This window comes from Nonomuraea sp. NPDC052116 (assembly GCF_040680035.1).
GTDB classification, from domain to species: domain Bacteria; phylum Actinomycetota; class Actinomycetes; order Streptosporangiales; family Streptosporangiaceae; genus Nonomuraea; species Nonomuraea angiospora_A.
Genome location: NZ_JBFAWA010000047.1, coordinates 37,609 through 63,542, shown reverse-complemented (window position 1 = coordinate 63,542; position 25,934 = coordinate 37,609). Strand labels below are relative to the sequence as shown.

Annotated in this window: 26 protein-coding genes; 10 read left to right on the top strand and 16 right to left on the bottom strand. The window is 68.5% G+C overall.

All coding sequences use genetic code 11. From position 1 onward, the window contains the following. The first annotated feature begins 260 nt into the window (after positions 1-260). A complete protein-coding gene (locus tag AB0L65_RS54835; RefSeq protein ID WP_364264254.1) occupies positions 261-1,643 on the top strand; it encodes a serine/threonine-protein kinase in 1,383 nt (460 codons plus the stop codon). 424 nt (positions 1,644-2,067) lie between these two features. On the opposite strand, the gene AB0L65_RS54830 is transcribed toward AB0L65_RS54835, so the two are convergent. The 5 genes from AB0L65_RS54830 to ndhC all read right to left on the bottom strand — a co-directional run bounded on the left by AB0L65_RS54830 (position 2,068) and on the right by ndhC (position 6,046). After that, positions 2,068-3,027: a hypothetical protein gene (locus AB0L65_RS54830; RefSeq protein WP_364264251.1), complete on the bottom strand. Its 960-nt coding sequence runs from the start codon at positions 3,025-3,027 to the stop codon at positions 2,068-2,070. A 64-nt stretch (positions 3,028-3,091) separates the two neighbouring features. Next, the gene (gene nuoH, locus AB0L65_RS54825) at positions 3,092-4,033 is read right to left on the bottom strand and encodes an NADH-quinone oxidoreductase subunit NuoH (protein ID WP_364264248.1); all 942 of its coding nucleotides are present in this window, start codon (positions 4,031-4,033) and stop codon (positions 3,092-3,094) included. Continuing rightward, positions 4,026-4,556: an NADH-quinone oxidoreductase subunit C gene (locus AB0L65_RS54820; protein ID WP_364264245.1), complete on the bottom strand. Its 531-nt coding sequence runs from the start codon at positions 4,554-4,556 to the stop codon at positions 4,026-4,028. Before AB0L65_RS54820 ends, nuoH begins: the two co-directional genes overlap by 8 nt. 284 nt (positions 4,557-4,840) lie before the next feature. After that, the gene (locus AB0L65_RS54815; RefSeq protein WP_225965718.1) at positions 4,841-5,308 is read right to left on the bottom strand and encodes an NADH-quinone oxidoreductase subunit B; all 468 of its coding nucleotides are present in this window, start codon (positions 5,306-5,308) and stop codon (positions 4,841-4,843) included. 366 nt (positions 5,309-5,674) lie between these two features. Beyond that, entirely contained in the window at positions 5,675-6,046 is a 372-nt protein-coding gene (gene ndhC, locus AB0L65_RS54810) for an NADH-quinone oxidoreductase subunit A (RefSeq protein ID WP_364264242.1), read from the bottom strand. 176 nt (positions 6,047-6,222) lie between these two features. Between ndhC and AB0L65_RS54805 the strand changes: the two genes are divergently transcribed. The 6 genes from AB0L65_RS54805 (at position 6,223) to AB0L65_RS54780 (ending at position 12,597) form a co-directional block, all read left to right on the top strand. Further along, positions 6,223-7,698 (top strand): polysaccharide deacetylase family protein, encoded by a 1,476-nt coding sequence (locus AB0L65_RS54805; RefSeq protein WP_364264239.1) that lies wholly within the window; start codon positions 6,223-6,225, stop codon positions 7,696-7,698. Positions 7,699-7,731: 33 nt separating this feature from the next. Next, positions 7,732-7,821 carry a putative leader peptide gene (locus tag AB0L65_RS54800; protein WP_350733556.1) on the top strand — a complete coding sequence of 30 codons (90 nt, stop codon included), beginning with the start codon at positions 7,732-7,734 and terminating at the stop codon, positions 7,819-7,821. Between the two features lie 191 nt (positions 7,822-8,012). Next, complete coding sequence (locus AB0L65_RS54795; RefSeq protein ID WP_364264236.1) at positions 8,013-9,857, top strand: 2-oxoacid:acceptor oxidoreductase subunit alpha; 1,845 nt, start codon at positions 8,013-8,015, stop codon at positions 9,855-9,857. Next, positions 9,850-10,896 (top strand): 2-oxoacid:ferredoxin oxidoreductase subunit beta, encoded by a 1,047-nt coding sequence (locus AB0L65_RS54790; protein WP_350733553.1) that lies wholly within the window; start codon positions 9,850-9,852, stop codon positions 10,894-10,896. Before AB0L65_RS54795 ends, AB0L65_RS54790 begins: the two co-directional genes overlap by 8 nt. Positions 10,897-10,957: 61 nt before the next feature. Continuing rightward, positions 10,958-11,896: an NAD-dependent epimerase/dehydratase family protein gene (locus AB0L65_RS54785; RefSeq protein ID WP_364264233.1), complete on the top strand. Its 939-nt coding sequence runs from the start codon at positions 10,958-10,960 to the stop codon at positions 11,894-11,896. A gap of 44 nt (positions 11,897-11,940) precedes the next feature. Further along, on the top strand, positions 11,941-12,597 hold the full coding sequence (locus AB0L65_RS54780) for a class I SAM-dependent methyltransferase (protein WP_364264230.1): 657 nt from the start codon (positions 11,941-11,943) through the stop codon (positions 12,595-12,597). On the opposite strand, the gene AB0L65_RS54775 is transcribed toward AB0L65_RS54780, so the two are convergent. From AB0L65_RS54775 to AB0L65_RS54760, 4 genes are all read right to left on the bottom strand, one after another. Continuing rightward, a complete protein-coding gene (locus AB0L65_RS54775; protein ID WP_350733548.1) occupies positions 12,594-13,223 on the bottom strand; it encodes a hypothetical protein in 630 nt (209 codons plus the stop codon). The two genes, AB0L65_RS54780 and AB0L65_RS54775, sit on opposite strands and share 4 nt — an antisense overlap. 22 nt (positions 13,224-13,245) lie before the next feature. Then, the gene (locus AB0L65_RS54770; protein ID WP_364264227.1) at positions 13,246-13,794 is read right to left on the bottom strand and encodes a hypothetical protein; all 549 of its coding nucleotides are present in this window, start codon (positions 13,792-13,794) and stop codon (positions 13,246-13,248) included. A gap of 419 nt (positions 13,795-14,213) precedes the next feature. Continuing rightward, positions 14,214-15,137, bottom strand: a complete 924-nt coding sequence (locus tag AB0L65_RS54765) for a right-handed parallel beta-helix repeat-containing protein (RefSeq protein ID WP_364264224.1) — start codon at positions 15,135-15,137, stop codon at positions 14,214-14,216. Continuing rightward, a complete protein-coding gene (locus AB0L65_RS54760; protein WP_364264221.1) occupies positions 15,137-15,949 on the bottom strand; it encodes a 2OG-Fe(II) oxygenase in 813 nt (270 codons plus the stop codon). The genes AB0L65_RS54765 and AB0L65_RS54760 overlap by 1 nt, the downstream gene beginning before the upstream one ends. A 91-nt stretch (positions 15,950-16,040) precedes the next feature. Here AB0L65_RS54760 and AB0L65_RS54755 point away from each other — a divergent pair, with 91 nt between their 5' ends. Then, entirely contained in the window at positions 16,041-16,979 is a 939-nt protein-coding gene (locus AB0L65_RS54755) for a glycosyltransferase family 2 protein (RefSeq protein WP_364264218.1), read from the top strand. Positions 16,980-16,989: 10 nt separating this feature from the next. Next, positions 16,990-17,538, top strand: coding sequence for a dTDP-4-dehydrorhamnose 3,5-epimerase family protein (locus tag AB0L65_RS54750; protein ID WP_350733541.1), 549 nt, complete (start codon positions 16,990-16,992; stop codon positions 17,536-17,538). Here the strand turns inward: AB0L65_RS54750 and AB0L65_RS54745 are convergent. From AB0L65_RS54745 to AB0L65_RS54735, 3 genes are read right to left on the bottom strand one after another with little or no spacing between them, the layout of a single operon-like run. Then, positions 17,427-18,833 carry an O-antigen ligase family protein gene (locus AB0L65_RS54745; RefSeq protein ID WP_364264215.1) on the bottom strand — a complete coding sequence of 469 codons (1,407 nt, stop codon included), beginning with the start codon at positions 18,831-18,833 and terminating at the stop codon, positions 17,427-17,429. The genes AB0L65_RS54750 and AB0L65_RS54745 overlap by 112 nt on opposite strands. After that, complete coding sequence (locus AB0L65_RS54740; protein ID WP_364264212.1) at positions 18,830-19,564, bottom strand: hypothetical protein; 735 nt, start codon at positions 19,562-19,564, stop codon at positions 18,830-18,832. The genes AB0L65_RS54745 and AB0L65_RS54740 overlap by 4 nt, the downstream gene beginning before the upstream one ends. A gap of 9 nt (positions 19,565-19,573) precedes the next feature. Further along, entirely contained in the window at positions 19,574-20,389 is an 816-nt protein-coding gene (locus AB0L65_RS54735) for a hypothetical protein (RefSeq protein WP_364264209.1), read from the bottom strand. A 236-nt stretch (positions 20,390-20,625) separates the two neighbouring features. Between AB0L65_RS54735 and AB0L65_RS54730 the strand changes: the two genes are divergently transcribed. Next, a complete protein-coding gene (locus AB0L65_RS54730) occupies positions 20,626-21,750 on the top strand; it encodes an acyltransferase (RefSeq protein WP_364264206.1) in 1,125 nt (374 codons plus the stop codon). Here the strand turns inward: AB0L65_RS54730 and AB0L65_RS54725 are convergent. From AB0L65_RS54725 to AB0L65_RS54710, 4 genes are all read right to left on the bottom strand, one after another. Further along, positions 21,743-22,594 carry a hypothetical protein gene (locus tag AB0L65_RS54725; RefSeq protein ID WP_350733534.1) on the bottom strand — a complete coding sequence of 284 codons (852 nt, stop codon included), beginning with the start codon at positions 22,592-22,594 and terminating at the stop codon, positions 21,743-21,745. The genes AB0L65_RS54730 and AB0L65_RS54725 overlap by 8 nt on opposite strands. Before the next feature lie 130 nt (positions 22,595-22,724). Next, on the bottom strand, positions 22,725-23,546 hold the full coding sequence (locus AB0L65_RS54720; RefSeq protein WP_350733533.1) for a hypothetical protein: 822 nt from the start codon (positions 23,544-23,546) through the stop codon (positions 22,725-22,727). A gap of 7 nt (positions 23,547-23,553) precedes the next feature. Continuing rightward, entirely contained in the window at positions 23,554-24,432 is an 879-nt protein-coding gene (locus tag AB0L65_RS54715) for a glycosyltransferase family 2 protein (protein ID WP_364264203.1), read from the bottom strand. Positions 24,433-24,447: 15 nt separating this feature from the next. Beyond that, positions 24,448-25,923 (bottom strand): oligosaccharide flippase family protein, encoded by a 1,476-nt coding sequence (locus AB0L65_RS54710; protein ID WP_364264200.1) that lies wholly within the window; start codon positions 25,921-25,923, stop codon positions 24,448-24,450. Positions 25,924-25,934 lie beyond the last annotated feature (11 nt).

Sequence of the window (25,934 nt, the reverse complement as noted above, 5' to 3'; positions counted from 1 at the left end):
GGAGGGCAGGCTTGACCTCGGGATACTGCTGCGTCACCGATTTGCGCAGCATGTGGCGAAGGGTGATGGACAGCCCCTTTGCCAGTCCGACTCCTGGTATCCGCCCCATGCTTCAATATCATGACGCAATTGGTCCCGCAGGCAAATGATTGGGGACAGGGTCCCCGGTTTTCCACAGCTGTCCACAGGTTGACCGGGAGTTATCCACAAGCTGTGTGCATGCCCGGTATGAACCGTGCCGGGGCGATAGTCTCTCGGCCATGCAGCAGAGCCATCAGGTCCGTCCCGGTGGCGGGGCGTGGGCGGCCGCCGTCGTCTGGGCCTGCCTGCCCCTGTTCACGTGCGGGCTGGCGACCCCGTTCACCATCGGGTTCGCCGCGTTCTGGCTGCGGAGCATCTGGCAGGTCTTCGCGGCGTCCGCCTATCTGGTCTGCATCGGGTCGTTCGTGATCTCGGCGCTGGCGTACGACACCTTCGAAGACATTCCGCAGCCGCTGTCCGTGCTGGTCTCGTTGGGGCTGTTCGTCAGCTGGCTCGGCGGGGCCATTCACTCGGGAATCCTGGTGCCGACCATGGTGCGGGCGCGGCTCCGGGGGCCGGTGCATCCGAAGCACACGAATCTGCACCAGAGGACGACCTCGCCCTCCCATCAGCATGGCCATCGGGAGCCCGGACCCTATCAGCGGCATCCCGGCCCTGCTGAGACGCACCGGCCGCGCCCCGCCTCGGCCGAGGCGCACCGGCCGCGTCCCGCCTCGGGCGAGACGTACCAGCGGCGTACCGACTCTGCCGACACCCATCCGCCACGTCCCGGACGTGGCGAGAACTACCGGCGGCGTACGACCGAGCCCGAGTCGCGCCCGCGGCGCCCCGGAGAGCCTGAGTGGATCGGGCACTATCGGGTGCTCCAGTCGCTCGGGCGCGGTGGGCAGGGGGCGGTTTACCTGGCCGCGGCGCCCAACGGGACGCGAGTGGCCGTGAAGGTGCTGCACGATCTCGTCGATGAGATGGCGCGGGCCAGGTTCGCGCGGGAGGTCGACGCGGCGCGGCGGGTGGCGACGTTTTCCACAGCCCGTGTGCTCGACGTGAACATCTCCGGGCAGCATGCCTACATTGTCAGCGAATACGTGGAGGGGCCCTCGCTGGAGCAGCTCGTCAAGAAACACGGTCCGCGTGATGAGGACAGTCTGACCAGGCTGGCGTTATCCACAGCCGGAGCGTTGGCGGCTATCCACAAGGCGGGGATCGTGCATCGTGATTTCAAGCCGAGCAATGTGCTGATCGGGAACGACGGGCCTCGGGTGATCGACTTCGGGATCGCCCGGGCACTGGATCAGGTGACGATGACGTCGGGGAAGATGGTCGGGACGCCGCCTTATATGTCGCCTGAGCAGCTGACCGGGGAGGCTGTGGGGCCGGCTTCCGACGTGTTCAGCTGGGCTGTGACGATCATGTTCGCGGCTACGGGGCGGCCTGCCTTCGGGGAGGACACCGTGCCTGCTGTGTTCAACCGGGTGCTCACGCTGCATCCGGACCTGTCGCCGCTGTCGCCTGCTTTACGGGGGGTTGTGGGGTCTTGTCTTAACAAGCGGCCTGAAGATCGGCCTTCGGCGTCTGATGTGATGTTGGCGATCGTGCACTGAGTTGTTGCCGCCCAGGCGGTCTCCGGCCTCCCGGTCTTGGGAGGGATGGGTTGCGGTGTGACGCGCTTGGCGCCTTGGGCGGACGTGCTGGGTGAGCAGTTGGGGTTCTCGGCGCCGTTGACCGCTGCCGCCTCTGGCCTGGGTGCGTTGGCGTCGTTGATCGCCCGGCGCGCCTTCGACATGGGCAGGCGCTGCTGGTCTGGGGGTGTTGGCGCTGTTGTTGACGTCGTTGATTGTGTGATGAGCGCTCAGGCTGGTTGGGCGCCGCCGAATCGGGCGGATCCTCAACCGGGCAGGCCGTTCAACCGGTTGGGCTCCGGGCGTGTTGTCAGTGTGGGTGGCTGAACGCGGGTGTCCGCCAACGGGAGTTGGTTCGGGTGCGTGGGTGGGTGCTGCTGTTCTTGTCGCGGCTGCTCCGGCGTTGTCAGGGGGTGGCTTCTTTGGTGGCTCTGGTGAGGTTGAGGTACTCCTCGCGTGAGATGCGGTGTACGGCGAGGGAGAGGTTGTGGCGTTTGGTGAAGGCGTGGGCGTGTTCGGGGAGCCAGCGGCCCGGGAGATGGTGGAGGGGGCTGCCGGTTACGTCGAGGATGAAGAGGCCGGTGAGGCTGTCGTACTGATAGAGGAGCAGGCTGAAGGCTTCGCGCGGGGATGCGCCGATTCGCCGGGTGGCCGTGACCTCCGTGCCATGGAAGATCTGGAGTGTGCCGGAGGAGTTTGCCTTGAGGTCCGGTCCGCGGCCCGCTGAGGGCAGGAGGGTGCCTCTACGCGCCCGCCAGCGGGCTAATCGTCCGAAGACGGGGCGTAACACCAGCAGTGCGGGGCTGAAGGCGACCATCAGCCATTTGGATTCAAACATTTCCAGGAGGAACCGGCCCATTGACGAGACAGCGCGCCAGGCGGCCCACATGCCCAGAGACGCGAGGTAGGCCATGAGGGCCAGGCCTGCGATTCCCGCACAAATGGCCACCGGTTTATGCCATTTGCGCGGGAATAACGGTCGGAGGCCGCGTAAGCGTTGCCAGCCGGGAGCGCGGCTTGCCAGGACGGCGCGTACGCGGGCCGGAGGGTAGGAGCGGGCGTCCAGCAATGGGATGCCTGCCCTGTGCGCGAAAAGCTCCAGGTCGGGCTTGTGCCACTCGCCCGGCAGGTCGAGCAGGACCAGGCCGTCCGCGTCCAGGGCCGCTATGCCTTGCACGGGTTGGAGCTTGCCGGTTTTGGTGGTGACCTGCTCGCAGTTGTAGTGGTAGAGGCTCGCAGGTGTCACGCGTACGGAATGGTCTGAAGCAACGTCGGTGACGACCAACGTTCGGTCGTGTGATGTCAGAATGGTTTCCGGGCGGAGTTCGCCCTTTGTCGCGCCTGAGATCGGGACGAGATGGTCCATAGTCATACCCCCCAAAGGCCCCCTGCCCAGGTACGACGAATAAAGCGAACCTAAAGTTTCGCCTCTAGAAGAGAACCTTGATGATGCCGGTCAGGGCCAGTTGGCCGAGGGCCAGGGGGACCAGGATGGCCCAGGCGAGCTTTTGCAGCTGGTCCTCGCGCAGCCGGGGGAACGTGACGCGCAGCCAGATCACCACGAACGACAGCGCGAAGACCTTGATCAGAGTCCACAGCCAGCCGGGGAGGAACGGGCCGTGCCAGCCGCCCAGGAACAGAACGGTGGTCAGGAACGACAGGACCACGATCCCGACGTACTCGGAGAGCATGAACAGCGCGAAGCGCATGCCTGTGTACTCGGTCATCGGGCCCATGATGATCTCGGACTCGGCGATCGGCATGTCGAACGGAGGGCGGCGCAGTTCGGCGAGCCCCGCCAGGAAGAAGACGACGCCGCCGACGGCCTGCCACGGCAGCCACCACCATTGCCACGCCTCGACGATGCCGGGGATCGACAGCGTGCCCGCGGCCATGGCGACGGAGGAGGCCGCCAGGACCAGCGGCAGCTCGTACGACATGAGCTGGGCGGCCGAACGCATCCCACCGAGCACCGAGTATTTGTTGGCCGAGGCCCACCCGGCCATGATCGAGCCGAGGACGCCGATGCCCATGACGGCGAGGACGAAGAAGAGGCCGAGGTCGAGATTCACGGCCACGCGGCCACGGTCGATGGGGATGGCGATCAGTACGACGAGGTAGGGGACGAGCGCAACGCCGGGGGCGATCATGAAAATGCGGCGGTCGGCCGCGGCCGGGATGATGTCCTCCTTCTGCGCGAACTTCACCCCGTCGGCGATGAGCTGCGCCCAGCCGTGGAAACGACCCGCGTACATGGGGCCCAGCCGCGACTGCATGTGAGCCATGACCTTGTGCTCGGTCTGGCCGACGATCAGCGGCAGAACCAGGAACACGATGAGGATGACGGCGAAGCTCAGCACCACTTCAAGCATCGGGCGGCCCCCAGTCGGCTGGAACTCCTGGCGGAAGTGTCTTGCGGCGGCTCGGTGCGCCATGTCCCGACTCGCCGGGCTCCTTGGCGCCGGGCCACGGCTTGGCCACGCGGGCGGCGAGGATGAAATCCTTGCGGAGCGGGTGGCCCTCGAACCCGTCGGGCAGGAGGAGGGGCACGAGGTAGGGGTGACCGTCGAAGATCACGCCGAACATCTCGTACGTCTCGCGCTCGTGCCAGTTCGCGCCCCGGTAGACGCCTACCGCGGTCGGGAGGTGGGGGTCTTCGCGGGGTACGCGGGTGCGGAGGAGCAGGCGTGCTCCGGCGGTCAGGTTGTAGACGTGGGCCACGACGAGGAAGGCCTCCGGCGGGTCGTCCACGCCGGTCAGCCAGTCGAAGAACGCGTAGCCGAGGTCGTCTCGGACGAACGTCAGGAGCTCGATCCAGTCGGCGGGGGCCACGTCGATCGTGGTGTCGCCGTAGGACTCGGAGATCTCGGCACGGTCCCCGAACTGGGCCTCCACCTGGGCGAGACTGCCAGGGAGGCCAGTGGTGTCGGGGGGGTGATGCGGCGTGGGCTGCTGGGTGCCGCCGTCCGTGGGTTGTGTGGATGGGCGGGGTTCGGGCCGCTCGGACGGCTGTACAGGTGGGCGGGTCCCGGGCTGCTCGGACGGGCGTGTTCCGGGCCCCTCGGACGGCTGCGTGGGTGGGCGGGGTTCGGGCCGCTCGGGTGGCTGCTGGTCGTGGGGGTTGGAGGCGTTCGAGGGGTCGGGGGTGTTGTCCGGTCGGTCCGGAGTTCCCTCGGTGGTCACGCGTCCTCCCCGTGGGAGCGGGACCACACGTACCGGTCGCTGAGCTTCTCGTCGGCGATCTTCTCCTGGAGCTTCATGATCCCGTACAGGAGAGCCTCAGGGCGAGGCGGGCAGCCGGGGACGTACACGTCGACGGGGATGATCTGGTCCACGCCGTTGGTCACGCAGTAGGAGTCCCAGTAGGGGCCGCCGGAGTTGGAGCAGGCGCCGAACGAGATCACGTATTTGGGGTCGGGCATCTGCTCGTAGAGGCGCTTGACGGCCGGGGCCATCTTGTCGGTGACCGTGCCGGAGACGATCATCAGGTCGGCCTGGCGCGGGCCGTTCGCGAACGGGATCACGCCGAACCTGATGAAGTCGTGCCTGCTCATCGAGGTCGCGATGAACTCGATGGCGCAGCAGGCCAGCCCGAAGTTGAACACCCACAGTGAGTAGCGCCGGCCCCAGTTGAGCACGAAGCGCATCGGCTTGGGCGCCAACCTGGAGATCGGGCCCACGGTGGGCATCGGGAGGTCTGTTGCTGCCATGTTGACCATTCTTGCGCGGATCGCAGGTCAGGCAAAGGAATCTTCGGTTGGGGGGTGGTTGGGGACTTCTTGGGATCGGTGAGCGGTGAGAGGGGGCGCGGGCGGGGTGGGGCTCCAGCAAGGCGCGGTCCGGGCAGGTGCGGGGCGGGCGCGGCGGGGCGGGGCGGGGTGAGCATGGCGCAGGCAGGAATTCAGGCGCAGGTGGGAACTCGGGCGGGGGCGGAGGCGCAGCTGGGGGTGGAGGCGAAGGCACAGTGTGGCGAAGGCGCGGGGCAGGTGAAAGAGCGGTGTGCAGGTGAAGGGTTAGGTCCAGGTGAGTACGCGTTTGCGCCAGGCGTACAGGATGCCGAGGGCGATGAAGCCCAGGAAGACGAACATCTCCACGAGCGTCGTCAGCCCATACCCAGGCGTATCGAAGATCGTGGCCCACGGGAACAGGAAGACGGCGTCCACCGCGAACACCACATACAGGTAAGTGAAGACGTAGTAGCGGACCTGCGACTGCGCCCACCCCTCCCCGACCGGGTCGACCCCGCACTCGTACGTGGTCAGTTTCTCCGGGGTCGGGCGGGTCGGGCGGAGGAGGCGATTGGCCATCAGGGCGCTGGCCACGATGGCGACGCCGATGGCGAGCAGTGCGGCCACGAGCACGTAGGACCCGAAGTAGCCCTCCATGAGTGAGATCGTAACCCGGAACTCCCATCACGAACCTGGTCAAAGTTCAGGAATCCGCCACAAACCCCGACCCAGAAGGCATCAGCGCCCGCCAGGTACCCGAGCCGGTCAAAGGCTCGGTGGTGATCACGTCAAGACGGGGTAAATAGTAAGATCAGCAACATACCCTGACATTCATGCACAAATTGCGATTCTTTTCCGGAATCGCTCTGCTGGCCCTCTCGGCGACCGCCTGCAATCTGGCAGCCGCCTCCCCCGAGAGGGACGTCGTGGTCCCGGCAGAGCCGACGATGATCGACTTTGTCGACCCGGCGGCCGTTGCCGGCCTGTCCACCAGGACGCTCACCGACGACCACTACACCGGCAGCCGATATGTGCACATCAGCTACCCCGAGTTCAAGAACGCCCCCGCGCTCAACCGCGCCCTGCGCGCCGAGGCCGAGCGGAGGTGGCGGGACTTCGGCGGGCGGACCAAAGGCCGCGCCGCCTCCTCGCGGCCCGAGCTGAACGTGGACTGGCAGCTCGCCGCCGCCTCCCCCCAGGCGATCGCGGTACGGCTGCGGACGGGCGAGTTCCAGGGCGCGGGCTGGGCCTACTCCACGCGTACGTACTGGTTCGACCGGCGCAGCGGCAAGGTGGCGGAGTCGGCCGGGCTGCTCGACGGCGAGCACGCCCTGCGGCAGCTCGCCCAGCTGGTGCGGGAGCAGTTCAAGGGGCGCGGGTCGCAGGTCGAGCGGGAAGAGGTCAACGCCGGAGGCGACCGGTTCGACTCGATGGCGTTCAACCGGGGCGGGGACCTGGTGGTCGAGTTCGACGACTGCCAGATCGGGCCGTGCTCGCTGGGGCGGCTGGCCGTGGCGATCCCGGCGGAGCGGGTACGTCCGCTGCTGTCCGAGTTCGGGCGGCGGGTGCAGGACAGCGTGCGGGAGGCGGCCAGGAGGGCGCCGATCCGGCGGCCCGAAACGGCGCCCACGGAGAGCCCGCAGGCCGCCAGCAACCGGGTGGGGACCGTGGACTGCGCCAAGGCCAAGTGCGTGGCGCTGACGTTCGACGACGGCCCCGGGCCTTATACCGCTAAATTGCTGGACATCTTGCGGAAAGATCGGGCGAGGGCGACGTTCTTCGTGGTCGGGTCCAACGCCGCCGCCCAGCCCGCGCTGGTCAAGAGGATGAGCGCCGAAGGGCACCTCGTCGGGAACCACACGTGGGACCACAAGGACCTCTCGAAACAGGCGACGAGCCGGATCACCGACTCGCTCGCGCGCACCGAGGACGCGGTCTCGACCGCCATCGGGCAGCGGCCGGCGCTCGCGCGCACGCCGTACGGGACCACGAGCCAGGCCGTGCGCGACGTCGCGGCCGAACTGGGGCTGGCCCTGGTCGACTGGGACATCGACGTCAAGGATCTGTTCGCAGATAAAGCGGGCGACATCGCGGACCTTGCCGTGCGCAAGGCGCATCCAGGTGCGATCATTCTCATGCACGACATCCACCGGGAAACGGTTGACGCGGTTCCGGACATCCTCAAACGGCTGCGCGGGAAGGGTTACAGCTTCGTCACCGTTCCTGAGTTGTACGGCTCGGCAGGGATGCAGGCCGGACACCTGTACCGGTCGGGGAGCGAGCTGCCGGGTAAGCGCCCCCTGACGTAGGACACGTATTGGGGGGACGTATAGTTGGCGCTCGTGACCCGAACCGTTCTGTACGCCCGCCTGCATGTGGACCTCTGCAGGCTTGCGTCCGGGCTGTGTCGTCGTTCTCCCACCTCACCCTGACTTCGACCGCGTTTACCCGCTATGCGCGGGATGCAAACGCGTGACCTTCCGAGGATCTAGCATGGATACAGAGAACGCGCCCCGGGCAACCGCGCCTCGGGCGTCGAGGAGGACTGAGCCGTGACCCAGCGCAGCGAGGGCACCAATGAGCACAGTCGAGTTTCGTTCACAGCACTGACGAGGGAGGCGCTGTGAACAAGCAGGTCCAGCAACTCGACCGCGTGATCATCAGATTCGCCGGAGACTCCGGCGATGGCATGCAGCTCACCGGCGACCGCTTCACCGCGGGCACGGCGGAGTTCGGCAACGACCTGTCGACGCTCCCCAACTTCCCCGCCGAGATCCGTGCACCCGCAGGCACCTTGCCGGGTGTGTCGAGCTTCCAGCTCCACTTCGCCGACCACGACATTCTCACGCCCGGCGACGCGCCGAACGTGCTCGTGGCCATGAACCCGGCCGCTCTCAAGGCCAACCTGGGCGACCTGCCCAGAGGCGCGGACATCATCGCCAACATCGACGAGTTCACCAAGCGCAACCTGCAGAAGGTCGGCTACGACGCCAACCCGCTGGAGGACGACTCGCTCAGCGAGTGGCGCGTGCACGCGGTGCCGCTGACCTCGCTCACCGTCAAGGCCCTCGAGGGCTTCGAGCTGTCCAAGAAGGACGCCGAGCGGTCGAAGAACATGTTCGCGCTGGGCCTGCTCAGCTGGCTCTACCACCGGCCGACCGAGCACACCGTCAAGTTCCTCGAGCAGAAGTTCGCGAAGAAGCCGGACATCGCCAAGGCCAACATCGCCGCCTTCCAGGCGGGCTGGAACTACGGCGAGACCACCGAGTCCTTCTCCGTCTCGTACGAGGTCAAGCCCGCCCAGCTCGCCCCCGGCGTCTATCGCAACATCTCCGGCAACCAGGCCCTCGCGTACGGCCTGATCGCCGCCAGCGTGCAGTCCAAGCTCCCGCTGTTCCTGGGCTCCTACCCGATCACCCCGGCCAGCGACATCCTGCACGAGCTGAGCAAGCACAAGCGGTTCGGCATCCGCACCTTCCAGGCGGAGGACGAGATCGCGGGCGTCGGCGCGGCGCTCGGGGCCGCGTTCGGCGGGGCGCTCGGCGTGACCACCACGTCCGGTCCGGGCGTGGCGCTGAAGGCCGAGACCGTCGGCCTGGCGGTCACCACGGAGCTGCCGCTGATCATCGTGGACGTGCAGCGCGCGGGGCCGAGCACCGGCATGCCGACCAAGACCGAGCAGACCGACCTGCTCATGGCCATGTTCGGCCGCAACGGCGAGTCCCCGGTGCCGATCGTGGCGCCGATGTCGCCGAGCGACTGCTTCGACGCCGCCATCGAGGCCACCAGGATCGCGGTCAAGTACCGCACCCCGGTCATGCTGCTCTCGGACGGCTACCTGGCCAACGGCTCGGAGCCCTGGCGCCTGCCCGAAGTTTCCGACTTGCCGGACATTTCGCAGCCCTTCACCGAGGCCCCCAACGGCGCCGACGGCGAGTTCCTGCCGTACAAGCGGGACACCGAGACGCTGGCCCGCCCGTGGGCCATCCCCGGCACGGCCGGCCTCGAGCACCGCATCGGCGGCATCGAGAAGGCCGACGGCACCGGCAACATCTCGTACGACCCGAACAACCACGACCTGATGGTCCGCACGCGTGCCGCGAAGATCGCCGGCATCGACGTGCCGGAGCTGGCGGTCGACGACCCCGACGGCGACGCGAAGGTGCTGGTCATCGGCTGGGGCTCGACGTACGGGCCGATCGCCGCGGCCGTCCGCCGGATCAGGAGGAACGGCGGCAAGGTCGCCCAGGCTCACCTGCGCCACCTCAACCCGCTGCCGGCCAACACCGGCGAGGTGCTCAAGAGCTACGACAAGGTGCTGCTGCCCGAGATCAACCTCGGCCAGCTCGCGCTGCTGCTGCGGGCCCGCTACCTCGTCGACGTGATCAGCTACAACCGTGTGCGCGGGCTCCCGTTCAAGGCCGAGGAGCTGGCCGGAGTCATCCAGGACGTGATCGACAGTGACTGAGCTCGTTAACGGGAAGGGCCTGTCGCTCATCCCCAAGACCGACGTCAAGCAGACCCTGAAGGACTTCAAGTCCGACCAGGAGGTCCGCTGGTGCCCCGGCTGCGGCGACTACGCCATCCTGGCCGCGGTGCAGAGCTTCCTGCCGGAGCTGGGGCTCAAGCGCGAGAACATCGTGTTCGTGTCGGGCATCGGCTGCTCGTCGCGCTTCCCGTACTACCTCAACACGTACGGTTTCCACTCGATCCACGGTCGCGCGCCCGCCATCGCGACGGGGCTGGCCGCCTCCCGGCCCGACCTGTCGGTGTGGGTGATCACCGGTGACGGCGACGCGCTGTCGATCGGCGGCAACCACCTGATCCACGCGCTGCGCCGCAACGTCAACCTGAACATCCTGCTGTTCAACAACCGGATCTACGGGCTGACCAAGGGCCAGTACTCGCCCACCTCCGAGGTCGGCAAGATCACCAAGTCGACGCCGATGGGCTCGCTGGACAAGCCGTTCAACCCGATCTCGCTGGCCCTCGGCGCCGAGGCGTCGTTCGTGGCCCGCACCATCGACTCCGACCGCAAGCACCTGCAGTCGGTGCTGCGCGAGGCCACCGCGCACCGCGGCACGTCGCTGGTGGAGATCTACCAGAACTGCAACATCTTCAACGACAACGCCTTCGAGCAGCTCAAGGACCCCGAGGTCCGCGACGACATCACGCTGCGCCTGGAGCACGGTCAGCCGATCGTGAGCGCCTCCAAGGCCGTCGTTCGGGCGGCCAACGGCGGCATCGAGGTGGTGGCGCGCGACGGCGTGAGCGAGGACCAGATCCTCGTGCACGACGCGCACGCTCCCGACCCGTCGGTGGCCTTCGCGCTCAGCAGGCTGGACGAGCCGGCGTTCGAGCACGTGCCGATCGGCATCTTCCGGCAGATCGACCGGCCGGCGTACGACGTGCTGATGGCCGAGCAACTCGAGGAGGCCGTGGCGCAGAAGGGCCCCGGCGACCTGAGCGACCTGCTCCTGGGCGGAGACACCTGGCGCATCGGCTAGTTGATGATTAGATGGAGCCGTCGGCTCGAACGGCTCCATCTCCCGCGGAGGTCAATCCACGATGTCGTATTGGCCGGAGACCGTGGTGCTGGTGACAGGGGCGGCCGGATTCATCGGCTCACACCTGGTGACGCGCTTACGAGCGCTCGGCGCTCAGGTGCACGCCGTCAGCCGCCGCCCTCAGCAGGCTCGCCATGGCGAGACCTGGCACGTGGCGAGCCTGAGCGACGCCGACGCGACGACGCGGCTCTTCCGGTCGGTACGGCCGACGCTCCTGTTCCACCTCGCCGGTGAGGTCACCGGATCGAGAGGTGACGAGGTCCTGCGCGCCACCCTGGAGAGCAACGTCATCGGCGGGGTCAACGTGCTGGCCGCCGCGCACGAACGCGGCATCAAGACCGTCTTCACCGGCTCCATCGAGGAGCCGCGCCCGGGCAACGACCAGGCCCCGCCGTCGTCGGCGTACGCGATGTCCAAATGGGCCGCCACCGGCTACGCGCAGCTCTACCACCGGCTCTGGGACCTGCCCGTCACCGTCCTGCGCCCCAGCATGGTCTACGGGCCCGCCCAGCCCGACACCACCAAGCTCGTGCCGTACGTGACGCTCTGCCTCCTGCGCGGCCAGCACCCCCGGCTCACCAAGGCCACCAAGCTCGCCGACTGGATCTATGTCGACGATGTCGTCGACGCGTTCGTCCTGGCGGGCGAATCAGACAAAGCCATCGGACACACGCTGGATATCGGCACCGGCGTCAAGACCCCGGCTCACGAGGTCGTCGAACGGATTTATCGGATCACCGGCACGAGCACGCGACCCGAATTCGGCGCCACCCCCGATCGCCCGCACGATATTACGCAGGTCGGCGACATAGCACCGGCTGCGGACCGGCTCGGCTGGCGTCCTGTCACGGAATTGGACGAAGGGTTGCGCCGAACTGTCGATTGGTATGCGTCGCAAGAATGTCACAAAGAATCACACGCTCAGCCGGGCCCGGGATAATTCTGGGAGCATAGAGGTACTTGTCTGGCCGGAGGAGCGCCTTTATGAGCCGTCTTAATGCCCTGCGCAGCCGTTTCGTGGACGCTCCGGACTCGCTGGGGGCCAAGGCACGGGCGCGACGGTGGCAGTGGTTCGCCGACCGGTTCCCCGACCTCGACCAGATGAACGTGCTCGACCTCGGCGGCACGGCCGGGGCCTGGATGCGCGCCCCGGTCAGGCCGGCCCACGTCCACATCGTCAACCTCGAGCAGCCGCCCGCCGACCTGCCGGGATGGCTGCGGGCCGATGTCGCCGACGCCTGCGACCTACCGGCGGCGATCCGTGGCACGCGCTACGACCTCGTCTTCTCCAACGCGGTCATCGAACACGTCGGCGGGCACCAGCGCCGGCAGCGGTTCGCCGACACCGTGCACGAGATGGCCGACCGGCACTGGGTGCAGACGCCCTACCGCTATTTCCCGGTCGAGCCGCACTTCCTGTTCCCGGGGTTCCAGTTCCTGCCGCTCGCCGCGCGGACGACGATCCTGCGCCGCTGGCCGCTCGTCCACACCCCGACCTCCGACCGCGACGCCGCCCGGATGATCGCCATGGAGGTCGAGCTGCTCAGCGTGACCGAGATGCGGCACTACTTCCCCAAGTCCCAGATCCGCTTCGAGCGGCTGGCCGGGCTGGTGAAGTCGGTCATCGCGATCCGCACCTAGTCCGCGGCCAGCACGCTCGCGCCGCCGCTCTCCCAGGTGTTGCCCTTCCAGACGTTGCCGGGCCCGTTGGAGTCCCAGTACGACACCGGGCCGGCGGAGCCGCCCTTCGGCCACACCTTGCGGCTGAAGACGTTGTCGATCACCTTGATGTTCGAGGACAGGCCCTTCCGGCCGGCGCCCGCGTAGAGCGACCAGCCGCCCCCGGCCAGCAGGTTGCCCTGCACGGTGACGTTGCGGGTCACCCCGAAGTCCTGGAAGAGCGCGATCGCGCCCGTCTGGTCGAGCGTGTTGATCACGGTGTTGCGCCGGATGATCAGCTCGGTGCCGGCAGCGGCGGTGCCCGTTGACATGATCATGTCGGTGTGGTCGCCGGAGTAGTACTTCGGGTCGTGTACGTACGAGTCCTCGACCAGGCCCTGGTCGGTGAGGATGCCGTTGGAGATCGTGTGGATGTCCACCCGGCGCACGGTGATCATCTTGCCCTGGTTGAGGATGCCGAACTGGGTGCGCTGCTTGCCGTTGCCGAAGATCTCGCTGTCCTCGACCTTCAGGCCTGAGAAGCCCTCGCGCTGGAGGATGCCCCAGTAGTCGGTCTGCCCGCGCACCCGGGTGTTGCGGATGGTCACGTTGTCGGCTTCGACCGTGATGTCACCGGTGATGTCCCAGCCGTCGATGACCTTGCCGTCCTCCTTGATGACGATCGAGCCGGTCTTGCGGACCAGCTCGGTGCCCTCGGGGACGCCCGTGTTCCCGGGCCCGGGCCAGCCACCGCTCGGCGGCGGTGCGGTCGTCGGCGTCTTCGTCGGAGTGGGAGCGGGAGTACCGGGAAGCGTCCTGGTGGGAGTCGCCGTCGGAGTCGGAGTCGGCGTCCTGGTGGGAGTCGGGGTCCGGGTCGGGGTGGGGGTCCGGGTCGGGGTCGGCGTCACCGTCGGAATTGGGGTCGGCGTCCGGGTCGGCGTCACCGTCGGCGTCGAGGTCGGCGTCGAGGTCGGCGTGGACGTCACAGGAGGAGGAGTAGGCGTCCTGGTCGGCCGAGGCGTCGGTGAGGAGATCAGGGTCGGCGTCTTGATCGGCGTCGCGGTCGGAGTCGCGGAATCGCCGGGCGCCGGTGTCTCGGGCGGAGTCGCGGAATCGCCGGGCTCCGGCGTCTCCGTCGGCCTGTGCGTCGGCCGGGAGGTCGGCTTCTTGGTGGGCCACCGGGGCCACCACCAATGACCCTTGGTCTTCCGTGGCCGCGGGCTCTCCGTGGTGGGGCGCGGCCGGGACTTCTGACCGGCGGCCGCCCGCGGTGAGGCCGAAGCCCGCGCTCCCCCGCTCGCGTCCGTCAGGGCCGCCTGAGGCTTCAGCACATCAGAGGCGATGACGCCGTATCCGCCCGCCAGCACCGCCACGGCGGAGACACCGGCCAGGGATAACCACCCGGTCCGCCTCTTACTTCGCGTACTCCGCCGATGCCTTGACACAGGTGACTCCTTCCGATCACGGCCATATCGAGTCCCCAAGGGGAGAGAGTAGCCATGCCGGAAGCACTAAGAGGGGCTTTTTGCCGAAAAAGGACTCCTTTACCCCTCAATTCCCAGAAAGCTCAGCTTTCTCAATGATGATCAAAAAGCACGTTATCCCGGACTTACCGCCCCACCGTTTTCCCAGGTGTTACTGTGCCACGTATTTCCGGGCCCGTCCTTATCCCAATAAGAAACCGGCCCGGCAGACCCGCCCTTCGGCCACACCCTGCGGCTGAAGACGTTGCCGATCACCTTGATGTTCGACGAGGTGCCCTTGGCCCCGGCGCCCGCGTACAGCGACCAGCCGCCCCCGGCCAGCAGGTTGCCCTCCACCGTCACGTTCTTGACCACGCCGAAGTCCTGGAACAGCGCGATCGCGCCCGTCTGGTCCAGCGTGTTGATCACCGTGTTACGCCGGATGATCAGCTCGGTCCCGGCGGCGGGCGGCCCGGTCGACATGATCATGTCGGTGTGGTCGCCGGAGTAGTACTTCGGGTCGTGCACGTACGAGTCCTCGACCAGGCCCTGCTGGGTCAGGATGCCGTTGGAGATCGTGTGGATGTCCACCCGGCGCACCGTGATCATCTTGCCCTGGTTGAGGATGCCGAACTGGGTCCGCTCCTTGCCGTTGCCGAAGATCTCGCTGTCCTCGACCTTCAGCCCGGTGCGCCCCTCGCGCTGGAGGATCCCCCACCAGCCCTTGGTGCCGCGGACGCGCGTGTTGCGGATGGTCACGTCGTCGGCCTCGACCGTGATGTAGCCGGTCACCTCGACGCCGTCGATGACCGTGCCGTTCTTGGTCACCCGGATGGATCCGGATTCGCGCAGCGGCACGCCGCTGGGCACACCCGTGTTGTCCGGTCCCGGCCAGCTCCGCTCGGCCGGGTTCAGCGGCGGGGCCGAGGCGGACGTGGTCGGGGTCGTGGCGAGCGACTGGGTGGCGAGCGGCTTGCTCTGGGCGCCGCCGTTCTGGCACCCGCTCAGCAGCACGACCAGGCCCAGGCCGAGACACCAGCCTATGGCGGACGACCTCACTAGGCGTTGGGCTTCCGGCCGCCGACGAGGTCGGCCAGCGCGGGTGGCGTCCAGCGCTTGGCGACCTGGCGCAGGTTGCTCTTCCACGCCTCGCCGGGCCGCTGCTTGAACAGCGTGGTGTGCTCGTCGGTGGCCTCTTCCTCGGGCCGGCCGTTGGAGTAGTAGTAGAGCGCCATCGAGCGCCGCGCCCGGTCCGGCGGACAGGTCAGCGGGTCCGGGTGCCCGTGGTTGGCGTCGTCGGTCGTGGCGAACACCACGAACCGGTTGAAGAGCGGGAGGATCTTGCCCTCGCACTCGGTCATGTCCCTGTTCCACAGCTGCAGGTGCCCGCCGTAGCTCTCCTCCCAGTCCTTGTTGAGGTAGAGCAGGCCGTTGAGCCGGCGGTCGAGGTTGAGCTTCCGGCTCTTGTTGAAGTCGGCGTGCACCTTGAGGAAGCCGCCCGGCCGGATCTGGTGCAGGCCGCCGCCCTCGAAGTGCGGGTCGGAGACGAGCTGCGTGATGCCGGTCAACCGCTCGAGGAACTGGACGAACACCCCACTGTTGAACTCCGCCAGCAGATGCCGGGTGGCCGGCCCCATGCGCTCGGTGTCGGCCAGCGCCAGCTTCACCTCGCGCGCGGTGTCGAACCGCTGCCAGGTGGCGTCCCGCGGCTCGGGGAACTCGTCGAGGACGGGCTCCAGCACCTCGGGCGGCAGGAAGTCGTCGATGACCACATGGCGGAACGGCGAGGCCGTACGGAACTGCTCGGAATACTTGTCCGCCAACGGGAAGAGGTCATCCCGGCGGAAGGTGAAAGCCTGCAGATCCTGCATGAAATGTGTCTCCGTCTCTACGACACCGCGGCCCCTACCTCGTCATCGCCTCAGCCGTGTCATCTGTTACCTGTAACGCTCCATTGCTGGGGTGCGATGGGGACATGTGAAGCCCGGCTGCCCCCGAGTCGCGATCGTGATCGTGACCTACAACAGCGCTCCGGTCCTCGGCGGTTGCCTGGCCTCTCTGCCCGAGGGCGCCGATGGGGTGGATCTCGCCGCCGTCGTCGTGGCGGACAACGCCTCCAAGGACGACTCGCTCCGCATCGCCGAACAGGCCACCGACCTGCCCATGCGTCCCGTGCCAGTGGGCAGGAACGCCGGGTACGCGGCGGCGATCAACGCCGGCATCGCGGCGCTCGACCTCCACGAGCTCGACGCGATCTTCGTGATGAACCCCGACTGCCGCCTTCGTCCCGGTTCGCTGGCCGTGCTGAGCGAGGCCCTCGGGCGTCCGGGCACCGGCATCGCCGTCCCCCGGCTGACCAGCACCGAGGGTGTGCTCCACCACTCGCTCCGCCGCACGCCGGCCGTACGCCGCGCGCTGGCCGAGGCGGTGCTCGGCGGGCACCTGGCGGGCCGCGTCGGCGCGCTGGGCGAGATGATCGTCGATCCGGACCGCTACGAGCGGCCGGGCCCCGCGGACTGGGCCACCGGGGCCGCCATGCTCATCTCCGTCGCGGCGCTCACCGAGGTCGGCCCGTGGGACGAGTCCTTCCTGCTCTACAGCGAGGAGACCGAGTACGCGCTGCGGGCCGCGGACGGGGGCTGGAGCCTCTGGTACGAGCCCGCCGCCGTGGTCGAGCACATCGGCGGCGAGGCGAAGACCAGCCCGATGCTGGCCGCGCTGCTCACGGTCAACCGCGTGCGGCTGTTCCGGCAGCGCCGGGGCAGGATCGCGAGCGCGGGCTTCTATCTCGCGGTCCTGCTCGGCGAGGCCATGCGGGCCGCCGCGGGCCGCCGCACGGCCAGAGCGTCGGTCGTGGCCCTCCTGCGGCCCTCCCGCCGGTTGCGGACCCTACCTGGATGAGAGGAACACCATGAGAGTCGAGCACCTGGAGCTTGAGGGCGTGCTGCTGTTCGTGCCGGCGCCCAGCCACGACGATCGGGGCTTCTTCACCAGGACCTTCGACGCCGTGATCGCCGCGGAGCACGGGCTGGACCACACCGCGTTCGTCCAGGACAGCCAGTCGCGCTCGCGCCTGGGCACGATCAGGGGGATGCACGGCCGCTCGGGCCGGGGCGAGGCCAAGCTGGTACGGGCCGCGCACGGCGCGGTGCTCGACATCCTGGTGGACGCGCGGCCGGCGTCGCCGACGTTCGGCTCCCACATCACCGTCCGGCTCGACGACGTGTCGTTCGCGCACCTCTACGTGCCGCCGGGCATCCTGCACGGCTACCAGGCGCTGACCGAGCACGCCGACGTCTGCTACCGCATCGACCGGGAGCACGACCCCGCCGAGGACCTGGCCGTCCGCTACGACGACCCCGACCTCGCGCTGCCCTGGCCGTTGCCGGTCACCGCGATCAGCGAGCGCGACAGGTCGGCGGGCTCCTGGAAGGAGCTCAGGACCATCTTGTCCGCCTGACCCCGGCGCTCGAACCGCAGCAGCGCCCCCGCCGCGCCGACCAGCAGGAACATCACGCTGGTGATGCCGGGGAAGGAGAGCAGGTCGAAGGTGGCCGCCCCCAGCAGCGGGATCACCAGGCAGGCGGCGATGGTCAGGCCCAGGTTGCGTACGTTCGGGTCGGAGCTCAACCGGCGGACCCAGAGGGCCACGACGATCCCGCACCCGATCACGCCGACGAACCCCAGCACGCCGAGCACCCCGGTCTCGACCAGTGACAGCAGGTACTGGTTGTCGAACACCTGATGCTTGAACGGGTACCAGGTGCCGAGCCCACGGCCGAAGACCGGGCTCTTGTCGAACTCCCGCATCGCGAACGGGTAGTCGTGGGTGCGGTAGATGATGCTGCTGTCCTCGCCGGCGCCGGCGAACAGGTTGTAGAACGTTCCGATCAGACCCGGCGCCAGGACCTTCATGAAGCCCAGGAACACCACGAACGCGCCGATGGTGACGATCCGGCGCCGGTTGGACCAGCCGAGCAGGAGGATCAGCCCCGCCCCCGCCAGGCCGAGGACGGCGGTCCTGGAGACCGAGAACATCAGGCCGGCCGCGATGATGGCGGCGCAGATCCACCAGCGGGTCGCGGCCTGGCCGCGGCTGCGCGCCTGGAAGCCGAGATGCGCGGCCAGCGGCAGCAGCATCGCCGACACCGCGCCGAACTCGATCGGGTGCCCGAGCGTGCCGGCGACGCGGCGCAGGTCCGATCGGGAGATCACGGTCGGCACCTCCTCGACGGAGGAGTGGCGCAGCCCGGGGATCTGCATGTACTTGGTGAGGTCGAAGTCGAGCCTGAACTGCAGCAGGGCGACGATCGCCGCGAACGTGCCGCCGATCACGACCGCCTTGAGCACGAAGTCGAGGCGCTCGCGGCTGTCGATGCCGTCGCAGACCATCAGCAGCAGGCTCACGTAGCCCGCGTAGAGCACGAACGTGTGGTCGGAGAGGTTGAGCTCGTCGGACGGCAGGTACAGGTAGGTCGTGTACCCGTAGATCGCCAGCAGGAGCATGCCGTACACGAAGATCGAGGTGCGGACCGGGTTGCCGCCCTTGGCCACGCCGGCCGTACTGATCATCTGCGCGCACACCCACACCACGCCCAGCACCAGAGCCATGATCTCGGCGGGCGTGAGCGACAGCGGAAGCCCGGCCACCGCCAGGCGGGCCGGAAGCATCAGCAGGACCACGACGAAGAAGCAGACCAGCGTGGCACCGTCGGCGCGCCGGAGCGGCCGCTGGGCCAGGTTGGCCCCGGTCATCCTTCGCGTCCAGCCAGCGACCGCGTTCCGTTGCTCGCGACGGGCTCGTAGAGTCCGAGCTCGGGCGGCGTCGGGCGGCGGCGCGCCCGGCGATGGCGGGCGAAGCTCTCGGCCGCGAAGGCGGCGAACAGGCTCATGAAGAACGCCAGCGCCCCGGTGACCACCGCGCTGCGCATCCGGCTGCCCTTCTTCTCGTCGGGTTGGGTGGGCGGCACCACGACGGTGGCGCTCACGTAGGTGGTGGGCGGCGCCTTGACCTGCCGCTGCCGGGCGCGCAGCTCCTGCTGGGCCAGCTCGGTGACCTTCACGACGATGCCGTGGGCCAGCTCGGCGCTCGGCGCCTCGCAGGTGATGACGATGAAGGGGGTGGCCGGCATCATCTCGGGGTTGGTGCCGCCGCTGGTGATCTTGAGCGTGACGTCGCCGCCGATCGGCGCGCCGACCTTGGCGACCGCCTCAGGGGTGTTCAGCGCCTGGATGAGGATCGACGAGGTCATGCTCAACCCCTGGTCGAAGGAGACCAGGGGGTTGGTGCGGGGGTTGGGGAACCTGGGGTCGCTCGGCACGCTGCCGCCGGTGACCGGCAGGGTGAGGACGAGGGCCGAGCTGGAGATGAAGGTCTTGGGCGCCACGGCGAAGACGCCGACGGCTCCCACGACCGTGAGCAGGAAGGCCGGAATCGTCACGTACCACCGCCTGAACAGAACGGTCGCCGTCGCCCAGAAGTCCATGCGCGGGCCTCATCCCTCGCCGTTGTCCTGGGCCGCCTTGCCGGGCCAGGGCACGGGCGAGAGAGGCTCCCCCCGGTAGATGGGGAACTCCATGGTGCTGGAGCTGTCCTCGTCGAGCTCCGCCAGTTCGACGGGCTCGTCCACCTGCGCCGCCACCGGCTCCGGCGCCGGCGCCGCCACGGGAGTGACCACCGGAACCGCCACCGGGACCGCCAAGGGTGCCGCCAGGGGTACCGCCGGGGGTAGCGGGGGCTCCGGCTGCTCCGGCTGCTTGGGCGCGCGCCTGGTCACCACGCCGTAGGCGATGCCGAGGCCCAGGAGCAGGCAGAGCACGGCGCCGCCGAGCGCCCCCTGCCAGTTCACGCTGTGGTCGGCCTCGGGCCTGGACGGCGGCACGATGTCGGTGGACGTGATGAAGGTGTTCGCCGGAGCGCCGAGCGCCTTCTGCCATTTGAACAGCTCGGTCGCCACGCGCTCGCGCGCCGCCATCAGCACGGCCGTGGCCTGCCGAGGAGACTCGCTGTCGACCCTGATGTAGATGTAGGGCCCGTTGATGTCCAGGACATTGGGGTTGGAGCGCCCGTCGTCGATCGTGATCTCCGTCGGGCCGTCCTTGGGCGCGCCGAGCTGCGTCCAGACGTCCTGCGTGTTCATCGACAGGATGACGATGCTCGCCCCGGTCTTCAGCGCGTCGTTGAAGGAGAGGAACGGGTTGGTGAGCCCCTGCTTGGTCCTGTCGGAGGGGACGGTGCCCCCGTTGACCGGCGTGGCCAGCACGAGGGAGACATCGGTCGTGTAGTGCGCCGGAATGACCGTGTACACCACAACGCCCACCAGGATCGAGAGACAGATCAGTGGCGGGCCAATGAGAACTCGGCGGAGAAGACCAAGGATCGTCTTCCAGAACTCCATTTTGGTACGTTCCCCCGCATCAGCAATGCTTGCTCTATAGCGGACCATCGCCTATTCGCGGCCAGACGTTACATCTCCGTAGAACGGTTACACCGCGCGTAGTCGCAGCGATAGACCTACCGACTACGGCGACGGGGGCTTCGGTGGGGATGACGGTAGAGCGTCCGGCGACGCGGCGCAGGCTGACCGGGCTCGACGGCTTACGGGGGCTGGCGGCGTTGTTCGTCGTGCTGCACCATTGCTGGCTCCTGTCCTTCCCCGGGTTCCCGGTCAACGACGCGCCCTGGTGGACGGGATGGCTGCTCTACGGCCATTTCGCGGTCGTGGTGTTCATCGTCCTGTCCGGCTTCTCGCTGGCGATCTCGCCCGCCCGGTCCGGCTGGCAGCTCGGCGGCATCCCCACGTTCCTCAACCGCCGCGCCTGGCGCATCCTGCCGCCCTACTGGGCGGCGCTGGCGTTCAGCCTGGTGATCGCGTGGACGGTCATCCCGCAGCCCGGGCAGCAGACGCCCACCGGGCAGTCGGCCCTCATCTACGGGCTCCTTCTGCAGGACGTCTTCGGCTCCCCCAGCCCCAACGGGGCCCTGTGGTCGATCGCCGTCGAGGCGCAGCTCTACCTGGTGTTCCCGCTGATGCTGCTGGTCCTGCGCAAGATGGGCGCGGCGGTGATGCTCGGCGCGGTGACCCTGATCGTCGTGGCGGTGGGGGCACTGGCCCCCTCCGTGCCGGCCGTGGACCTGCTGATGCGGCTGACGCCGCAGTTCGCCGTGCTCTTCGCCGTGGGCGCGGTCTGCGCCGGCGTCGTGCGCGCGCAGGAGCGTACGGAGCGCCTGCCCTGGCACTGGTTCGCGGCGGCCGCCGCGGTCCCGGTGCTCCTGCTGATCGTGGTCGCCGGGCCGGTCTGGGTGGTCGCGAACTTCTTCTGGGTCGATCTGGCGGTCGGCCCGGCCGCCGGGTTGTTGCTGACGGGTGTGGCGACGGGCAAGCCGGTCTGGCTCGTACGGCTGCTCGACACGCGTCCGCTCCGGCGGCTGGGCTCCTTCTCCTACAGCCTCTACCTGATCCACTCACCGCTAGTCGTCATGATCAACCGGCTGGTCGTCGCCCCGCACGTGCCACCGGGCATGCCGACCTTTCTCCTCACGCTCGCCCTGGCAGTGCCGGTGAGCGTGGGGACGGCGTGGTTGTTCGCCTCGGTCTTCGAGTTGCCCTTCCAACGGCACCGGAGCTGGAGGGGCCTGCGCGACGCCGTACGCGCGCGGTTCGTCAGGTGAGCTTGGCCAGCGCCTCGGCCTCGGCCTCGTACTCCGCCGCGAGCTCCTCCGGGATGCGCGTCAGGTCGTCGGCCCGGTAGAAGTCGCGCAGGGTGGTGCCGCGGCAGGTGGCGTCCACGTTGGGCGCCGCCGCGCGGGAGCGGACGTCGTCGATGTGGACGGTGCGGAAGTCGATGCTGAACCGGGTCCTGCCGGAGGTGTTGGTGACGGTCGAGTGCAGGTGCGCCCCGGAGAAGAGCAGCATGCCGCCCGGCTCCGGCACCAGCCGGAGCTCGGTTTCGAGGTCGAGCGCCTCCTCCGGCTTGGGCTGCTCCCGGGTGTCGCTGTGGATGTGCTGGGCGGCCGTGGGCCGGCTGACGGCGGTCCACTCCGCGTAGTCGTAGCGGCCGCTGCCGTTGCGTACGGGGCGGTCGAAGTACTGCGGGTGCAGCGCGAAGACGTTCTCCGGGACCACCTCGTAGATCGGGATCCACCAGTTGACCTGGCAGAACGGCGCGGCGTACCAGCAGTCGCGATGAGCGTGGTAGGCGTAGGAGATGCCGGAGTCGAGGTAGTGATCGGCGGTGGAGGTGCGCAGCCTCGGCACGTCGAAGTAGGTCTTGTCCAGCGCCATGCCCAGCTCGTCGAGCAGGGTGACGAGGAGCTTCTTGCTGGTGGGGTGGTGGATGAAGCGCGGCTTGAGGTCCGCGAGCAGTGCCGCGAACTCCTCGACCGGCATCTCGTACTGGGCGGTCTGGGGGTCGCGGCCCTCGAACGCCTCCTCGATCAACTCGCGGGCGAACTCGATCAGCTTGGTCGAGGCAGGCGTCGCCGAGTAGAGGAAGAGGTCTCCCTGGAAGAGCATTTTGCGCCGGACATCATCGTTGATTCGGCTATTTGCCAATAAAACGGACATAGCGAGATTTTCCCCCTCGCGTGGTTCTTTTCCCTTCTCTCGCCTTAGCCCGCATCTTCGTTACAGGGGGTTGGAGGGGTTACAGAGGCAACTGCGTCTGCGTGTCCGGCCTGCCCACGTAGACCGAATAGTCCGGGTGGTCGAAGCGGTGCAGCGCCTGGATGTTGTCGTTCCAGGGAGCCGGAACCGGGCGCTTGTGCCGCAGCCCGTTGATCGGCGCCAGCTTCATCAGCTCGTTGTCCTCGTTGAACTCCCGGATCGCGCTGAGCTCGCCGACGTACTCGTTGTGGATGATCTGGTCGTCGTCGCCGACCGTGTCGTCGAGGTAGCAGAACACGCGGGGCAGGAAGTACTTGTGGTCGCCCCCGAACAGCCGCAGCGCCGCCGCGGTCGAGGAGTAGAAGTCCACGTCGATGGAGACGAACCCGATCGGCGCCGGACGCTCGCCGTCCAGGAACTCGCCGACCGTGTCCTCGATGTTGCCCAGGATCAGGGTGGCCTCTCCCAGCCGGGCCCGCAGGGCGTCGACGTCCATGACGAAGTCGCCTTCGCGCCAGATGTAGGGCAGGTCCCGGAAGTCGGTGGGCTTGGGCAGCCCGGCGCCGGTGTCGAAGCCGTACACGTCGATCTTCACGCCCGACGCGGCCGACGCCAACGCCGCCATGCGGTTGAGCTCCACCATGCCCGCGCCGCCCGCGACGCCGAACTCGACCACGCTGATCCGGCCGACGCCGAGGCGCCTGGCCAGCTCGGCCGCCTGCTGCACGCCGTAGGCGTAGTGCGGCCTCGGGTAGAGGTCGAGCGAGCAGCGCAGCTCGTACGAGCCGAACGGCAGGCGCCGCATGGCGGCCAGCAGGATCCGGCCCGGCTGCATGAGCAGCCGCACGATGCGAATCAACACGAGCAGATCACCCTTTCGAGGAGACGAGTCGGGCGGCCAACCCGGCGAGTTTGCGGCTGCGGTGCGTCAGCATCTGGTGCTGCCGGCGATAGTAGGTACGCAGCAGCACGGCGTGGGCGCGGTTGCGTTGCTCCGTGGACAGCTCCATGAGCCGCACGGCTCGGTACATCGCCCGGAACTGCAGCGTGGTGGCGAAATGCGCGGTCCAGGCCGGCACCCCGAGCGCCGCGGCGATCCCGGGCAGGCGCCGCTCGCGCAGATTGCGGTGGGCGAGCGTCTCCGGCACGTGACCCCAGGGCGCGGTCAGCGCGAGCATGGTGGCGTAGACCTCGTCCTCACGGATCATCAGCGGCCGGGGCACGGCGGCCACCTGCTCGCGCCGCATCAGGCCGTAGAGGGGGTCGAGTCCGTGGTGCTGGGTGGTGACGACGTCCCACAGCTCGTCCAGGCGGTCGATGGGGTCGTCGGAGAGCATCTGGGTGCCGCGGTAGCGGGGCTGGTGGACCGTCCCGTCCGCCCCGGTGTAGCTGACGTCCGAGGTGACCAGGATGAGCCGCTCATCGGCCAGGAACGGCTCCAGGCTCCGGGAGACGTAGCCCGGTTCGAGCAGGTCGTCGTCGCCCATCCAGCGGAAGAACTCCCCCCGCGCCCGCCGCAGCACCTCCACGAAGTTCCCGACCACGTGCAGGTCACGCGGCTGCCGGTAATAGGCGATGCGGCCGTCCTGCCTCGCCAGCTCGCGGCAGAGCTCCTCCGTGCCGTCGGTGGAGGCGTTGTCCGAGATCACCACCTCGATCTCGGCGTGGTCCTGGGCGAGCGCCGAGCGTACGGCCGCCTCCAGGCGGTCCGCACCGTTGCGGACCGGGATTCCGATGGACACCAGCATCGCTTCTCCTCGAGGTCATCGCGCGCGGGCGGGAAGCAGCCGCACCAGGCGATCGCTCACAATGTGGAACTGGTCGCGGGTCACCACGACCAGCACGTAGGCCAGCAGGCCGCCGCCGCCCGCCACGATGAGCTGGACCAGGGGGCTCCCCTGGGTCAGCATCGCGAGGCCCAGCATGACGGCCGCGCACACCAGCGCTCCCGCCGCCGGGCGGGCGAGTCCCGGCAGGGCCGGGGCGAGCCGTACCCCGGCTCTCTGCACGGCGAGCACGGCGAGCGGAAGCGCGACGAGCACGGCGGCGGCCGCCTGCCCGATCGCGGCGCCGCGGATGCCGTCGAGATGCGTGCCGACGATGACCGCCGGGATCATCGCCGCCGCGTGCCCGAGGTTCATCCAGACCGTCGAGCGGGTGGCGCCCTGCCCGTTCAGGATGTCGAGCGCGAAGGAGGTGAGCATGCGCACCACCATCAGGACCGCCAGGAACCGCAGCACACCGGCGGCCAGCTCCCACTTCGGGCCGTAGATGAAGATGATCAACGGGTGCGCGAGCAGCGCCATGAAGACGGCCAGCGGCAGCACCATGGCGATGAGCAGCGGCACGGTTCGCTGCACGCCGAGCGACAGGGACTCCTCGTCACGTTCGGCCAGCCGGGAGAAACCGGCGATCGACACCATGCGGATGGCGCTGCCGATGATGCCGGGCACCCAGCTCGACACGTTGAAGGCCATCAGGTAGAAGCCCAGCCACGCGTCGCCCATGATGTTGCCGACGATGATGTAGCCCACGTTGAGCAGCATGATCTCCAGCGCGATCCCCGCCGCCGAGGGGATGCCGAACCGCAGCAGCTTGGCCGCGATCTGCCGGTCGAACCCGAACCGGTAGGGCAGGCGCGCGTAGAGCAGCATGAAGACGCCGGTGACCACGGCACCCGCGAGCTGCCCCCAGGCGAAGCTGTACGCGCCCGCCCCGTTGACCGCCAGGATGATCGCCACCGGCGCGTTGACCAGGAAGCCGGCGAGGACCGCCTTGGCGTTCTTGCCCGTGCGGAACCAGCGCAACAGGGCCGCGCTGCGCACCGCGGTGACCGCCTCGACGAGGATGACCGCGGTGAGGATGCGCACCACGGACGTGGCCTCCGCGCTGCCCGCCAGCGCCGAGAAGTACGGCGCGCCGACCCAGAAGATCCCGTACAGACCCAGTGCGGAGATCATGGTCAGGGTCGTCGCCGTGGGCGCGATGTCCTCCAGCCGCCCGCGCCACTGCACGACGGCCGACATGACGCCGACGTCCTTGACCACCATGACGAACTGGGTGGCCGCGAGCGCGACGGCGTAGACGCCGAAGTCCTCCGGCGCGAGGAGTCTGGCCAGAATCAGGCCGAGGATGAACGAGCCCGCGCGGGTGACCAGTGTGCCGAGAAAGCTCCACACGGCCCCTCGGCCCGCTTTACGCCCGATGTCGCTGATGTCCGGGCCCGATTGGTCTGCCATGCCGGCCTTCC